This window comes from Tsuneonella flava (assembly GCF_002870965.1).
GTDB lineage: Bacteria > Pseudomonadota > Alphaproteobacteria > Sphingomonadales > Sphingomonadaceae > Tsuneonella > Tsuneonella flava.
Map to the genome: position 1 here is coordinate 72,877 of NZ_PHSO01000011.1, position 13,113 is coordinate 85,989.

Annotated in this window: 17 protein-coding genes; 5 read left to right on the forward strand and 12 right to left on the reverse strand. The window is 58.8% G+C overall.

The annotated features are described in order from the left end of the window. Position 1: 1 nt before the first annotated feature. The 12 genes from rplV to CV013_RS14940 form a co-directional block, all read right to left on the reverse strand. The gene (gene rplV / locus CV013_RS14885) at positions 2–379 is read right to left on the reverse strand and encodes a 50S ribosomal protein L22 (RefSeq protein WP_102156485.1); all 378 of its coding nucleotides are present in this window, start codon (positions 377–379) and stop codon (positions 2–4) included. Next, the gene (gene rpsS / locus CV013_RS14890) at positions 379–654 is read right to left on the reverse strand and encodes a 30S ribosomal protein S19 (protein ID WP_102156486.1); all 276 of its coding nucleotides are present in this window, start codon (positions 652–654) and stop codon (positions 379–381) included. Before rpsS ends, rplV begins: the two co-directional genes overlap by 1 nt. A gap of 6 nt (positions 655–660) precedes the next feature. Continuing rightward, complete coding sequence (rplB, locus tag CV013_RS14895; protein ID WP_102156487.1) at positions 661–1,497, reverse strand: 50S ribosomal protein L2; 837 nt, start codon at positions 1,495–1,497, stop codon at positions 661–663. 13 nt (positions 1,498–1,510) lie between these two features. Beyond that, the gene (locus CV013_RS14900; RefSeq protein WP_102156488.1) at positions 1,511–1,822 is read right to left on the reverse strand and encodes a 50S ribosomal protein L23; all 312 of its coding nucleotides are present in this window, start codon (positions 1,820–1,822) and stop codon (positions 1,511–1,513) included. Beyond that, positions 1,815–2,438 carry a 50S ribosomal protein L4 gene (gene rplD, locus CV013_RS14905; RefSeq protein WP_102156489.1) on the reverse strand — a complete coding sequence of 208 codons (624 nt, stop codon included), beginning with the start codon at positions 2,436–2,438 and terminating at the stop codon, positions 1,815–1,817. Before rplD ends, CV013_RS14900 begins: the two co-directional genes overlap by 8 nt. 2 nt (positions 2,439–2,440) lie before the next feature. Further along, positions 2,441–3,328: a 50S ribosomal protein L3 gene (gene rplC / locus CV013_RS14910; protein ID WP_102156490.1), complete on the reverse strand. Its 888-nt coding sequence runs from the start codon at positions 3,326–3,328 to the stop codon at positions 2,441–2,443. Between the two features lie 184 nt (positions 3,329–3,512). After that, the gene (gene rpsJ / locus CV013_RS14915) at positions 3,513–3,824 is read right to left on the reverse strand and encodes a 30S ribosomal protein S10 (RefSeq protein ID WP_034905023.1); all 312 of its coding nucleotides are present in this window, start codon (positions 3,822–3,824) and stop codon (positions 3,513–3,515) included. Positions 3,825–4,150: 326 nt separating this feature from the next. Continuing rightward, positions 4,151–5,326, reverse strand: a complete 1,176-nt coding sequence (gene tuf, locus CV013_RS14920; RefSeq protein ID WP_102156491.1) for an elongation factor Tu — start codon at positions 5,324–5,326, stop codon at positions 4,151–4,153. Positions 5,327–5,423: 97 nt separating this feature from the next. Next, positions 5,424–7,517 carry an elongation factor G gene (gene fusA, locus CV013_RS14925; RefSeq protein WP_102156492.1) on the reverse strand — a complete coding sequence of 698 codons (2,094 nt, stop codon included), beginning with the start codon at positions 7,515–7,517 and terminating at the stop codon, positions 5,424–5,426. 143 nt (positions 7,518–7,660) lie between these two features. Next, on the reverse strand, positions 7,661–8,131 hold the full coding sequence (rpsG, locus tag CV013_RS14930; RefSeq protein WP_102156493.1) for a 30S ribosomal protein S7: 471 nt from the start codon (positions 8,129–8,131) through the stop codon (positions 7,661–7,663). A gap of 122 nt (positions 8,132–8,253) precedes the next feature. Beyond that, entirely contained in the window at positions 8,254–8,625 is a 372-nt protein-coding gene (rpsL, locus tag CV013_RS14935) for a 30S ribosomal protein S12 (protein ID WP_006831873.1), read from the reverse strand. Positions 8,626–9,018: 393 nt separating this feature from the next. Next, entirely contained in the window at positions 9,019–9,408 is a 390-nt protein-coding gene (locus CV013_RS14940) for an MAPEG family protein (RefSeq protein WP_102156536.1), read from the reverse strand. A gap of 208 nt (positions 9,409–9,616) precedes the next feature. On the opposite strand from CV013_RS14940, the gene rpmF reads away from it, so the two are divergent. The 5 genes from rpmF to CV013_RS14965 all read left to right on the forward strand — a co-directional run bounded on the left by rpmF (position 9,617) and on the right by CV013_RS14965 (position 12,745). Then, positions 9,617–9,796 (forward strand): 50S ribosomal protein L32, encoded by a 180-nt coding sequence (rpmF, locus tag CV013_RS14945; RefSeq protein ID WP_102156494.1) that lies wholly within the window; start codon positions 9,617–9,619, stop codon positions 9,794–9,796. A 28-nt stretch (positions 9,797–9,824) separates the two neighbouring features. After that, complete coding sequence (gene plsX, locus CV013_RS14950) at positions 9,825–10,871, forward strand: phosphate acyltransferase PlsX (RefSeq protein WP_102156495.1); 1,047 nt, start codon at positions 9,825–9,827, stop codon at positions 10,869–10,871. Continuing rightward, on the forward strand, positions 10,868–11,842 hold the full coding sequence (locus tag CV013_RS14955) for a beta-ketoacyl-ACP synthase III (RefSeq protein ID WP_102156496.1): 975 nt from the start codon (positions 10,868–10,870) through the stop codon (positions 11,840–11,842). Before plsX ends, CV013_RS14955 begins: the two co-directional genes overlap by 4 nt. 90 nt (positions 11,843–11,932) lie before the next feature. Continuing rightward, positions 11,933–12,232: an integration host factor subunit alpha gene (locus CV013_RS14960; protein ID WP_190276561.1), complete on the forward strand. Its 300-nt coding sequence runs from the start codon at positions 11,933–11,935 to the stop codon at positions 12,230–12,232. Between the two features lie 27 nt (positions 12,233–12,259). Next, positions 12,260–12,745, forward strand: a complete 486-nt coding sequence (locus CV013_RS14965; protein ID WP_102156497.1) for a MerR family transcriptional regulator — start codon at positions 12,260–12,262, stop codon at positions 12,743–12,745. Positions 12,746–13,113 lie beyond the last annotated feature (368 nt).

A 13,113-nucleotide genomic window follows, 5' to 3' on the forward strand; every position in this document is an offset into this window, starting at 1 on the left:
ATCAGGCCTCCTCAGCTTCGCGAACCACAATACGCAGCCGGCTGAACGGCTTAAGGATGCGCGTGGATTTACCACGGCCCCGCGTGTGGAAACGCTTCATGGTGATCGACTTGCCGACACTGGCCTCTGCAACGACGAGCGCGTCGACGTCGAGATCGTGATTGTTTTCGGCATTGGCGATAGCCGAGGCGAGCACTTTCGATGCATCCTTAGCCATTGCCTTCTTAGAGAAGGCAAGGATGTTCAGTGCATCCTCCGCCTTCTTGCCGCGAATCAGCCCGGCAACGAGGTTGAGCTTCTGTGCGGAACCACGGATCATGGTGCCGACAGCCAGCGCCTCGTTATCGGCGACGCGGCGGGGTGCTTTCTGCTTGCCCATCAGCGCTTGCCCTTCTTGTCGGCGGCATGCCCCGGGAATGTGCGCGTGGGCGCAAATTCACCAAGCTTGTGACCGACCATGTCTTCGTTGACGGAGACCGGAATGAACTTGTGGCCATTATAGACGCTGAACGTCAGGCCGACGAACTGCGGAAGGATCGTGCTACGACGCGACCAGGTCTTGATCGCCCCACGGGCACCGTTTTCCTGAGCGTCTTCTGCCTTCTTCAGCAGGTGCAGGTCGACAAACGGACCTTTCCAGACGGAACGAGCCATTTTCGCTTACCTCTTCTTCTTGGCGTGGCGCGAACGGATGATCATCTTGTCCGTCTGCTTGTTTTTGCGGGTCCGAGCACCCTTGGTCGGCTTGCCCCAAGGCGTAACCGGGTGACGACCGCCCGAGGTCCGGCCTTCACCACCACCGTGCGGGTGATCGACCGGGTTCTTCGCAACACCGCGAGTCAGCGGGCGACGGCCCTTCCAACGGGTACGACCGGCCTTGCCGAAGTTCTGGTTCTGATTGTCCGGGTTGGACACGGCACCGACGGTGCCCATGCAATCCGCACGCAGGTAGCGCTGCTCACCACTGTTGAGACGCACGATAACCATACCGCGGTCACGACCGACGAGCTGGACATATGCACCGGCAGACCGGGCGATCTGTCCGCCCTTGCCCGGCTTCATCTCGACATTGTGACAGATAGTGCCGACCGGCATCTGCCCCAGCAACATCGCATTACCCGGCTTGGTATCGACCTTTTCCCCGGCAACCACCTGATCGCCAACAGCGAGACGCTGCGGAGCGATGATGTAAGCCAGTTCGCCATCATCGTACTTGATCAGTGCGATGAATGCGGTGCGATTGGGATCGTATTCGATCCGCTCGACGGTGCCAGCAACGTCCCACTTACGACGCTTGAAGTCGATATAGCGGTACTTCTGCTTATGGCCGCCGGCGATACCGCGACTGGTAACATGACCTTTGTTGTTACGACCGCCGGTCTTGCGCTTACCTTCGGTAAGTGTCTTGACTGGCTTGCCCTTCCACAGGCCGGACTTGTCAACCAGAATCAGGCCGCGACGGGCCGGGCTGGTCGGTTTGTAGTTCTTGAGTGCCATCTTCCGATCCGCCTCAGATACCGCTGGTGATGTCGATCGATTCCTGGCCTTCAGCCAGGGTCACAACCGCTTTTTTCACGTCGGAGCGCTTGTAGGGCTTGCCCTTCCAGCGCTTGGTCTTGCCCTTCACGACAACGGTATTCACCGCAGCGACCTTGCGATCGTAGATAGCTTCAACAGCCTCCTTGATCTGTGGCTTGGTCGCGTCGTTCGCCACCTTGAAAACAACGGCGTTGTGCTCGGAAGCCAACGTCGCCTTTTCCGTGATGTGCGGAGCGATGATTACGTCATAGTGACGCGCGTCGATTTCTTGCTTTTTAGCCATTGAAGCGCGCCTCCAGCTTTTCGACCGCAGCCCTGGTCAGGACAAGCGTGTCGTGCTTCAGGATATCGTAAACGTTGGCGCCCATCGCGGGCAGAACGTTTACACCCGGCAGGTTACCGGCGGCCTTTTTGAAATCGCCATCGACCGCGTCGCCGTCGATCACGAGGACTTTCCCGGCCCAGCCGTTCTTGTCGAAGTAACCTTTGAGAGCCTTGGTCTTGGCATCTTTCAACTCAAGGCTGTCAACGACAACGAGGCCGCCCTTCACCTTACTCGAAAGCGCCATTTTCAAACCAAGCGCACGGATCTTCTTGTTCAGCGAGATATCGAAATCGCGCTTCTTCGCACCGTGAGCCTTACCACCGCCGATAAACACCGGCGCAGCGCGGTCACCATGACGAGCCGTGCCGCCGCCTTTCTGGCGACCCCACTTCTTGCCAGTACGTGCAACATCGCTGCGTTCGCGTGTCGGACGCGCCGTAGCACGACGGTTCCACAGCTGCCATGTAACGACGCGGTGCAGGATATCCTCGCGCGGCTCGACACCGAACACGGCATCGTTGAGCTCGAGGTCGCCAGCAGCCTTGCCGTCGATTTTCTGGACCTTGACCTTCACGATCAGGACTCCTTGCTCTCGTCCGCAGAGCTTTCGCCTGCGGCCGTGTTATCTTCGCCAACTGCCGGAGTGACATCGTCACCGGCGCCAGCCTGCTGCTCCTTCAGAAGCTCAGCCTGCTGCTCTGGCGACACTTCGGCGTGGACCTCGTGCTCAGCTCCATGCTCAACCAGACCAGCTGCAGCCTCATCATGCTCGGGAGCAGACGACTTCTTTTCAAGGATTGCAGCGGGGAACGGCAGCTCGTCACTTGCCTTCAGCTTCACCGCATCGCGAACCAACAACCATGCATTCTTCGCGCCGGGCACAGAACCCTTCACGAAGATCAGGCCACGGTCGGCATCAGTGCGGACAACTTCGAGGTTCTGCTGGGTACGCTGACGATCACCCATGTGACCGGCCATCTTCTTGTTCTTGAAAACACGGCCCGGATCCTGGCGATTACCGGTAGAACCATGCGAACGGTGGGACAGCGAAACGCCGTGGGTGGCGCGCAGACCGCCAAAACCCCAACGCTTCATCGCACCGGCAAAACCCTTGCCCTGCGTGTGACCGGTGATGTCAACTTTCTGACCGGCAATGAAGTGCTCTGCACTGATGTGCGAACCAACGGGGATCAGTCCGTCTTCGCTACCAACGCGGAACTCGGCCACGCGCATCTTGAGAGACACTTCAGCCTTGGCGAAATGTTCACGCTGCGGCTTGTTGACGTTTTTCTGCTTCGCCGCACCGGCCCCGAGCTGGACAGCGAAATAGCCATCACGCTCTTCGGTACGATGGGAAACGACCTGACAATCTTCCAGCGCCAGTACGGTGACCGGCACATGGCGGCCGTCCTCCTGGAACAGGCGGGTCATCCCGACTTTCTTTGCGATCACGCCTGAGCGCATGACCAAATCTCCTAACAGAGGCCTGTCGGGACCATCCCGAGAGGCGTGCCAGCCCGAATTGTCACACGTCGCCCCGCCCGGGCTGAAACTTGCCCTCCCTTTCAGGAGAGCGAGACGGGGGACGCTTACCCGGCACACGCCGGAGGTATCCCTTAACCCGCAAAGCCGAAGCCTTGCAGAGAAATCAAGCCAGCTTGATTTCCACGTTCACACCCGCCGCCAGATCAAGCTTCATCAGCGCATCAACGGTCTGGGCGTTAGGCTGCACGATATCGAGCAGCCGCTTGTAAGTACGCACCTCGAACTGCTCACGCGACTTCTTATCGATGTGCGGGCCGCGGTTCACGGTGAACTTCTCAATACGCGTCGGCAGAGGAATGGGGCCTCGAATCAGCGCACCCGTGCGACGGGCGGTATCAGCGATTTCACCAGTCGCCTGGTCAAGTACGCGATGATCAAACGCCTTGAGGCGAATGCGGATATTCTGAGCTTCCATGTCCACTTACCGATGCGAAAGAGCCAGAGAGCTTGCGCCCTCATAAAAATAAAAAGCCCGCCCGACTTATCCGGTTTCCCGGAACGGGCGGCCTTCTGTGAATTCTGTTGTCAGGGACTCATCGAAACGACGAATCTCCGTCTGTGAACGCGCCTATACGGTCGACACGATTTCGTTGCAACCCCGCTTAGTCGTATTTTTTCATCTACCTCACAGCTTACGCTCAAACGGGAAAACGCCACTACAGTGTCGCCCCTCACAAAAGGAAAGGCCCGCCCCTCAAACGAGGAGCGGGCCCAAATCCCTGTGCGCCTTGCGCGCGAAGATTACTTCGTGATCTTCGCCACAACGCCCGAACCGACGGTACGGCCACCTTCGCGGATAGCGAAACGCAGACCTTCATCCATCGCGATCGGAGCGATCAGCTTCACACCGATCGAAACGTTGTCGCCCGGCATCACCATTTCGGTGCCTTCCGGCAGAACGACTTCGCCAGTCACGTCGGTGGTGCGGAAGTAGAACTGCGGACGATAGTTAGCGAAGAACGGCGTGTGACGGCCACCTTCGTCTTTCGAGAGCACGTACACTTCGGCTTCGAAGTCGGTGTGCGGGTTCACCGAACCCGGCTTCGCCAGAACCTGGCCACGCTCAACTTCTTCACGACCGACGCCACGGATCAGCGCGCCGATGTTGTCGCCAGCTTCACCGCGATCAAGCAGCTTACGGAACATTTCAACGCCGGTAACGGTCGTCTTCTTGGTGTCTTTGATGCCGACGATTTCAACTTCGTCGCCAACGTTCACAACGCCGGTTTCAACACGACCGGTAACAACCGTACCACGACCCGAAATCGAGAATACGTCTTCGATCGGCATCAGGAACGCCTGATCGACCGGACGGTCGGGCTGCGGGATGTATTCGTCGACAGCCTTCATCAGTTCCTTGATCGAGTTTTCACCGATTTCCGGATCGCGACCTTCGAGAGCGGCCAGAGCCGAACCCTTGATGATCGGAATGTTGTCGCCGTCGAAATCATACGAGCTCAGCAGTTCGCGAACTTCGAGTTCGACGAGTTCGAGGATTTCCTCGTCGTCAACCTGATCGACCTTGTTCATGTACACAACCAGAGCCGGCACGCCGACCTGGCGAGCAAGCAGGATGTGCTCGCGGGTCTGCGGCATCGGGCCGTCAGCAGCGTTCACAACAAGGATAGCGCCGTCCATCTGGGCTGCACCGGTGATCATGTTCTTCACGTAGTCGGCGTGCCCCGGGCAGTCGACGTGTGCGTAGTGGCGCGCATCGGTTTCGTATTCAACGTGTGCGGTCGAGATGGTGATCCCGCGCTCACGCTCTTCCGGAGCCTTGTCGATGTTCGCGAAATCAACCGCGGAGCCCTGCACCTTGGTGATGGCGGCAGTCAGCGTGGTCTTGCCGTGGTCAACGTGACCGATGGTGCCGATGTTGCAGTGCGGTTTGTTCCGCTCGAATTTTTCCTTGGCCATTTTACTCGTAACCTCTGTCTGTCAGAAAATGAATTTCACCAAGCCTTGAGGTCGGCACCCGGTGAATCAGGCGCCGCCCCTAGACGCTTGCCAATGCTTAGGCAAGCTTCTCCTTGACTTCCTGCGCGACGTTTGCCGGCACTTCGTCATAGTGGCTGAACTGCATCGAGTACTGCGCACGACCCTGCGTGAAGGAACGCAATTCGTTCACATACCCGAACATATTCGCCAGCGGGACCATCGCTTCGACAGCCTGCGCGTTACCGCGAGTGTCGGTCCCCTGGATCTGTCCACGCCGACTGTTGATATCGCCGATCACGTCACCGAGATATTCTTCGGGGGTGACGACTTCAACCTTCATGATCGGCTCAAGCAGCTTGATACCGGCCTTCTGAGCCACTTCACGCATAGCGCCGCGACCGGCGATTTCGAACGCGATCGCGCTCGAGTCGACGTCGTGGTACGCACCGTCATACAAGGTGACCGTGAAGTCGATGATCGGGAAGCCGACGAGATAGCCGCTTTCGGCCTGCTCGCGGATACCCTTTTCGATCGCAGGGATATATTCCTTGGGAATATTACCGCCCTTGATTTCATCCTGGAAGATGAAGCCCTGACCGCGCTCGCCGGGCTCGACCTTAATCTTCACGCGACCGAACTGGCCCGAACCACCCGACTGTTTCTTGTGGGTGTAATCGACATCCACCGGCTTCGCGAGATATTCGCGATAGGCCACCTGCGGCGCACCGACGTTAGCCTCGACCTTGAATTCACGCTTCATGCGATCGACGAGAATGTCGAGGTGAAGCTCGCCCATGCCCTTAATGATCGTCTGACCTGATTCGTGATCGGTAGAAACGCGGAAGCTCGGATCTTCGGCAGCCAGACGATTGAGCGCGACGCCCATCTTTTCCTGGTCAGCCTTGGTCTTCGGTTCCACCGACAATTCGATAACCGGTTCGGGGAATTCCATACGTTCGAGGATGATCGGCGAACGTTCGGCACACAACGTATCGCCGGTGGTCGTTTCCTTCAGACCAGCCAGCGCGACGATGTCGCCTGCGAACGCCTCTTCGATGTCTTCACGGTTGTTGGAATGCATCAGCAGCATACGGCCGATCTTTTCCTTCTTGTCCTTCACCGAGTTGAGCACCGAACCCTTGGCCAGCTTGCCCGAGTAGATGCGGGTGAAAGTCAGCGAACCGACGAACGGATCGTTCATGATCTTGAATGCCAGAGCCGCGAACGGTGCGTCGTCGCTCGAAGGGCGCGTATCTTCCTGATCGCTGTCGGGCAGCACACCCTTGATCGCCGGAACGTCGAGCGGGCTCGGCATATAGTCCACGATGGCGTCGAGCAGCGGCTGAACACCCTTGTTCTTGAACGCCGAACCGCACAGAACCGGAACGAATGCACGCTCCATCGTGCCCTTGCGGATCAGACGCTTGAGCGTTGCAGCATCGGGTTCGTTACCTTCAAGGTACTGCTCCATCACGTCATCGTCCTGCTCAACTGCAGTTTCGATGAGTTTTTCGCGATATTCGGCAGCCTTGTCGGCCAGCTCAGCAGGAACATCGACATAGTTGAACTTCGCACCCAGCGATTCGTCTTCCCAGACGATGCCACGGTTGTTCACCAGATCGACAACACCCTTCAGGTCGCTTTCAGCGCCAATCGGGAGGTAAAGCACCAGCGGATTTGCACCCAGACGATCAATGATCGACTGCACACAGTAATAAAAATCGGCGCCGGTACGGTCGAGCTTGTTGACGAAGCACATGCGCGGCACGCCGTACTTGTCGGCCTGACGCCACACGGTTTCGGATTGCGGCTCAACACCGGCAACGCCGTCGAACACGGCAACCGCACCGTCAAGCACGCGCAGCGAACGTTCGACTTCGATGGTGAAGTCAACGTGGCCGGGAGTGTCGATGATGTTGATGCGGTGCTTCGGGCCTTCACCGTCTTCGGCAGCCCAGAAAGTGGTGGTCGCAGCAGAGGTGATCGTAATCCCACGCTCCTGCTCCTGCTCCATCCAATCCATCGTCGCGGCACCATCGTGCACTTCGCCGATCTTGTAGGACTTGCCGGTGTAGTAAAGAATACGCTCGGTCGTAGTGGTCTTGCCGGCATCGATGTGAGCCATGATGCCGATATTGCGATAGCGCTCCAGCGGATATTCGCGGGCCATGGAAAATTCCTCAGGTGAAAGTGGGGAGCCCCGGGTGAGGGATCGCGCCCCATATAGTCAATAATATGACCACTTGAAGACCGGGCGGGTTACTTTCCCCTACCCCGGCCCTGCAAGCAGCACGCCTCACAGCGCCGCGTGGATTACCAGCGGTAGTGCGAGAAGGCGCGGTTGGCGTCAGCCATACGGTGAGTATCTTCCCGCTTCTTGACCGCGTTGCCACGGTTGTTCGCAGCATCCATCAACTCACCCGACAGGCGCGCAGCCATCGTGGTTTCAGGGCGACCGCGAGCAGCGGTGATGAGCCAGCGAATGGCCAGCGCCTGAGCACGCTCGGGACGCACTTCAACGGGCACCTGATAGGTGGCACCACCGACACGGCGACTGCGAACTTCGATCTGCGGCTTGATGTTGTTAAGCGCATCGTGGAACACGGCAACCGGATCGCTCTTCGCACGGGCTTCGACAGTGTCAAGCGCACCGTAAACGATACGTTCCGCGACGGACTTCTTCCCGTCGAGCATCAGGTTATTCATGAACTTCGACAGAACCTGATCACCGAACTTCGGATCAGGCAGAATTTCCCGCTTCTCGGGACGACGACGACGACTCATTGGTCAAATTCCTTATCTCTTGCGTGAGCTCCCGCATCAGCGGGAACCTCAATGGGCCTGACCGACATCAAACAGCCGGATGGCCTGAGACTCCCGCTCTGCACGGGAGCACACGGGAAAGCTTACTTGGGCCGCTTGGCGCCGTACTTCGAACGGCTCTGCTTACGGTCCTTCACACCCTGCGTATCGAGCACGCCGCGCAGGACGTGGTAACGCACACCGGGAAGGTCGCGCACACGACCGCCACGGATCAGCACAACGCTGTGTTCCTGCAGGTTGTGGCCTTCGCCGGGGATGTAGGAAATGACTTCGCGCTGGTTCGTCAGGCGCACCTTGGCAACCTTACGGAGAGCGGAGTTCGGCTTCTTCGGCGTCGTGGTATAGACGCGTGTGCAGACACCGCGCTTCTGCGGGTTCTGCTCCATCGCAGGGACCTTGCTCTTGGCCTTCTGCGGAACGCGGCCCTTGCGGACCAGCTGGTTGATCGTCGGCATGAGTCTCTTTCTCTTCACCGTGTGAAGGTGACAACTGACTGGGTAGGAAGGAGTGTTGCACGCTCATACAGCGGGCCCATTGGACATCTGCCCGCTGGGAGATTCGCCGCACGAAACCGAAACGCTCCACCCACGGCCCATTCGGCCACCGGGTTACTTTGACGGCTGCCCCAAGCGTTTCCGCTCCAATAGAAAAGAGCCTAAGTGCAACAGCACCAGGCTCCGGGACATAACCGGCAATGTTCAGCTCTATCTGACCGCGGCACGGCAAACCCTGCCTCGGATGAGCGCGCCATTAGAAGGAAACCATCGCCCGGTCAAGAGCACAGCGATGTCCAGTACCTGGAGGTGCAGCACCGGCAGCACCTCCGGACCCACACCGATCCGACAAGGTTAGATCACGCCCAGCACGATCAGTGTACCAGCAACCGCCAGCCCAAGCATCACCAGCATTGTCACTACAATTCCCACAGCCCGCCACTTGCTGCCCGTGGCCGAATCCATACCAAAAGCATGTGCGATACGCGCCAACATGTAGGCCGCCGCAACCCACGCCAGCCAGGGCGCGCCCTTCCCGGTCATCTCGATGGCCGCGATCAGAATCAGAACGATCGGGGTGTATTCGATGAAATTGGCATGTGCGCGCATCCGCTGCATCAGCGGACCGCCATCGTCGCCGTGCAGAACTTTGAGCCGGACACGCAACTGCCCCACACGCAAGGCAAGCCAGAAGTTGAGGATCGCTGCCGCAGCGGCAGAAGTAAGTGTGACAGGCAGCAAGATTGCCATCGGCATTTCCCTCTCTGATGAGCGGCGGATGGCTAGCAGGTTCACGCGCGCTTGCAACTGCGAAGAATTCCGCTATAGGCCGCGCCTTCCCGCCACGGCAGGGTTTCAGTCGCGCCGCACGCGCCCAATGGGTTGTGCGTCGCCTGAGCTTGGCCTAGGGCGAACCCGATCAACGAACGAACATATTGGAACAGGTGACGCAATGGCTGTCCCCAAAAGAAAAGTTAGCCCTTCCCGCCGGGGTATGCGCCGGGCCCACGATTCGCTGAAGGTAGAGGCATTCCACGAATGCTCGAACTGTGGTGAACTGAAGCGCCCGCACAACCTGTGCCCGCACTGCGGGTTCTATAACGGTCGTGAAGTCGTCGCTGTCGGTCTCTGACCGGCCTGATAGGAAGACGGAGAGCGCCATGAGCCTGCCGCGTATCGCTGTTGATGCGATGGGCGGAGACGAGGGCGTGCGCGTCATGGTCTCCGGCGCGGCGCTTGCCCGTCGGCGACACGATCAGTTCAAATTTCTTCTGGTGGGCGACGAAACGCGAATCAAAGCCGCGCTCGATGCCCACCCGAACATGCGCGGTGCATCCGAAATCCTCCATTGCGAGGATGTCGTCGGCGGCGATGAGAAGCCGACGCAGGCGCTCCGCCGTGCCAAGACCACCAGCATGGGCCTTGCCGTCAATGCCGTGAAAGCAGGCGATGCTGGCGCTGCGGTCAGCGCTGGCAACACCGGGGCGCTGATGGCGATGAGCAAACTTGCTCTACGCACAATGCCGGGTATTGACCGGCCTGCACTTGCAGCCTTGCTGCCGACACTCGGCGACAACGATGTGATTATGCTCGATCTCGGTGCCAACACCGGATACGATGCTCGCAATCTGGTGCAATTTGCGATCATGGGCGCTGCTTATTCGCGAATCGTCAGCGGCCAAGCGGAACCGCGTGTGCGTCTGCTGAATATCGGCACAGAAGATATCAAGGGCACCGACCAGTTGCAGGACGCCGCCTCACGCCTCCGCGAAGCGACTGGTCTGGCTATGCAGTTCGATGGCTTCATCGAAGCCGACAAGATCAATCGCGGCCAATGTGATGTAGTCGTAACGGATGGATTTTCCGGCAATATCGCGCTGAAAGCCATCGAAGGGGCTGCGCGGTTTGTCACCGACCTGTTGCGAAACGCGTTTACGAGTTCGCTCCGGTCGAAGATCGGTTTTCTCGTTTCCCGACCAGCAACCGAATTGCTGCGCCATCACCTCGATCCGAACAATCATAACGGCGCGGTATTCCTTGGCCTGAACGGCGTGGTCGTCAAAAGTCATGGCAGCGCCAATGCTGCAGGCGTTGCCAATGCCGTCGCCGTGGCTGCACGGTTGCTGGAGGAAGACCTGACTCAACGTATTGCCGCCGATCTCGGCACCCTCCAAGCTGCACAATCGACGTCTGGTGAAGCCGCGTGATTCGTTCGGTTATTGTCGGAAGCGGGTCCGCCCTGCCCAAGCGCGCGGTTTCCAATGCCGAACTGGCGAAAACCGTGGATACGAGCGACGAATGGATTGTCGAACGGACCGGTATTCGCAATCGCTACATCGCTGGCGAAGGCGAAACCACTGCCACGCTGGCGACCGATGCCGCGCGCGCAGCACTTGCCGCCGCAGGTGTCGACGCCAATGAAATCGGTCTGATCGTTCTGGCAACTGCCACGCCGGATCAGACATTTCCTGCCACGGCCACCCGCGTGCAAGATATGCTGGGTTGTCATGGCGGCATCGCCTTCGATGTCGCAGCGGTTTGTTCCGGGTTCCTATATGCGCTGGCCACCGCCGATTCGATGCTCCGCACCGGAATGGCAAGCAAGGCGCTGGTGATCGGGGCGGAAACTTTCAGCCGTATCCTCGACTGGGAGGACCGTGGCACCTGCGTACTGTTCGGCGATGGCGCGGGCGCTCTGGTTCTGGAAACCCGCGATGTGGACGAAACGGCAGCCGATGCGCCGGGTATTCTCGGCACAAAGCTTCATGCCGATGGAGCGCACAACGAATTGCTCTACGTCGACGGTGGCCCTTCCACTACCGGCACAGTCGGCAAGCTGCGGATGAAAGGGCGCGAAGTCTTCCGCCACGCCGTGGTCAACCTCGCCGATGTACTGCGCGAAGTGCTGAGCGACACAGGCTATGACGCGGAAGATATCGACTGGGTCGTTCCCCATCAGGCCAATGCGCGCATTCTGGATGCAACCGCACGCAAACTGGGGCTGCCATCGGAGAAAGTGATCGTTACAGTCGATCGCCATGCCAACACATCGGCCGCCTCGGTTCCGCTCGCATTCGACGTCGCAATGCGCGACGGGCGAATCAAATCTGGCGATCTTGTCATGATGGAAGCGATGGGCGGCGGGTTCACCTGGGGCGCCAGTCTGATTCGTATGTGAATCTTTCTGGAAACTTTGATTGCGAGCCCGTGTAATCTTCGTTACTTTGAATTCGAAAATTGGGGTCGCACCACATGGAGGTACACGCAGATGATGCGTTCAGTGGGCACGCTTACGCGTGCGGACCTGGCTGAGACTATTAACCGCAAGATGGGTTTCTCGCGCGCCGAGTCGCTCGATATGGTAGAGGCGATCCTCAACCATATGAGCAAGGCGATGGAGCAAGGGGAAAACGTCAAGATTTCGGGCTTCGGCAGCTTTGTGCTGCGCGACAAGAAGGAACGCGTTGGCCGCAACCCCAAGACAGGGGTCGAGGTACCAATCACACCCCGCCGGGTGTTGACCTTCCGCGCCAGCCAGTTGCTGAAGGAACGCGTGGCCAACGGCTAAATCCGGCCGACGGCAGGGAGAGCGGCGATGAGCAAAGGTTTCGACGACGGCAAAGATGCGGGCGCATTGCGTACCATCGGTGAAGTCGGCGATGCCTTAGCCATCAAGCCTCACGTTCTGCGTTATTGGGAACAGCAGTTTCCGATGCTCGAACCGCTAAAACGATCGGGTGGGCGGCGCTATTACCGTCCCGAAGACATCGCGCTCGTCCACCGTATTGACCAACTGGTCAATGGGGAAGGCTATACGATCAAGGGAGCTGTCGCCTTGCTTGAGAACGATCCATCCAAGGGTGGATCGCCTAAGGCAACCCAGGCGGAGCCCCTTGAATCGGCGTCCTCCCAGACTGCTCCCGATACTTCGAAATCAGGCACCGCGTCGGTTGATCTGTTCGCCAATGTTGCCCCTTCACCATCGGGTGCAACGCCACGGCCCAATCAGGCCGCACCATCCGAAGTGGTCGCTCGCCTGAAGAACATTCGCGAAACGCTCGCGGCGGCGATATCGGCGTAGAGCCAGCATCCGGTGTCGGCGTGTGAACTTCGCGCGCCAGACTTATCCGACTTTAACCTCACCCTGATTTGCGAAGCAGTTTTCGGGCCAGATTATTTATCTGACCTAGGCTCAGGATCCGTTACTGACGCCGTTGAGGCGTCCAAATGGCGAAACATATCGGGCCAAACTGCCCGCCGGGAAGGCTATATGCCGCTCCAAGGGCAGTTTGGGTTGAGATGGAAGCCATTTGGTCGTCCCGCAGGGATTTGACCAAAATGGCCCATCGCTGCGTCAAAAGGTCTTGAAATATTGACATATTCCCGCGCCCTTTCTCCTTGCGCTGTGCCATTTTGCTTCAAGCCCCAATGGAGCCAGTAATGAGTCCT

Bases quoted from the DNA above. Each gene is read 5' to 3' on its own strand.
- rplC (WP_102156490.1), bottom strand. From the start codon at position 3,328: ATGCGCTCAGGCGTGATCGCAAAGAAAGTCGGGATGACCCGCCTGTTC.
- rpsS (WP_102156486.1), bottom strand. From the start codon at position 654: ATGGCTCGTTCCGTCTGGAAAGGTCCGTTTGTCGACCTGCACCTGCTG.
- plsX (WP_102156495.1), top strand. From the start codon at position 9,825: ATGAGCCTGCCGCGTATCGCTGTTGATGCGATGGGCGGAGACGAGGGC.
- CV013_RS14965 (WP_102156497.1), top strand. From the start codon at position 12,260: ATGAGCAAAGGTTTCGACGACGGCAAAGATGCGGGCGCATTGCGTACC.
- CV013_RS14900 (WP_102156488.1), bottom strand. From the start codon at position 1,822: ATGGCTAAAAAGCAAGAAATCGACGCGCGTCACTATGACGTAATCATC.
- CV013_RS14960 (WP_190276561.1), top strand. From the start codon at position 11,933: ATGATGCGTTCAGTGGGCACGCTTACGCGTGCGGACCTGGCTGAGACT.
- tuf (WP_102156491.1), bottom strand. From the start codon at position 5,326: ATGGCCAAGGAAAAATTCGAGCGGAACAAACCGCACTGCAACATCGGC.
- rplB (WP_102156487.1), bottom strand. From the start codon at position 1,497: ATGGCACTCAAGAACTACAAACCGACCAGCCCGGCCCGTCGCGGCCTG.
- rplV (WP_102156485.1), bottom strand. From the start codon at position 379: ATGGGCAAGCAGAAAGCACCCCGCCGCGTCGCCGATAACGAGGCGCTG.
- rpsJ (WP_034905023.1), bottom strand. From the start codon at position 3,824: ATGGAAGCTCAGAATATCCGCATTCGCCTCAAGGCGTTTGATCATCGC.
- rpsL (WP_006831873.1), bottom strand. From the start codon at position 8,625: ATGCCGACGATCAACCAGCTGGTCCGCAAGGGCCGCGTTCCGCAGAAG.
- rpsG (WP_102156493.1), bottom strand. From the start codon at position 8,131: ATGAGTCGTCGTCGTCGTCCCGAGAAGCGGGAAATTCTGCCTGATCCG.
- fusA (WP_102156492.1), bottom strand. From the start codon at position 7,517: ATGGCCCGCGAATATCCGCTGGAGCGCTATCGCAATATCGGCATCATG.
- rpmF (WP_102156494.1), top strand. From the start codon at position 9,617: ATGGCTGTCCCCAAAAGAAAAGTTAGCCCTTCCCGCCGGGGTATGCGC.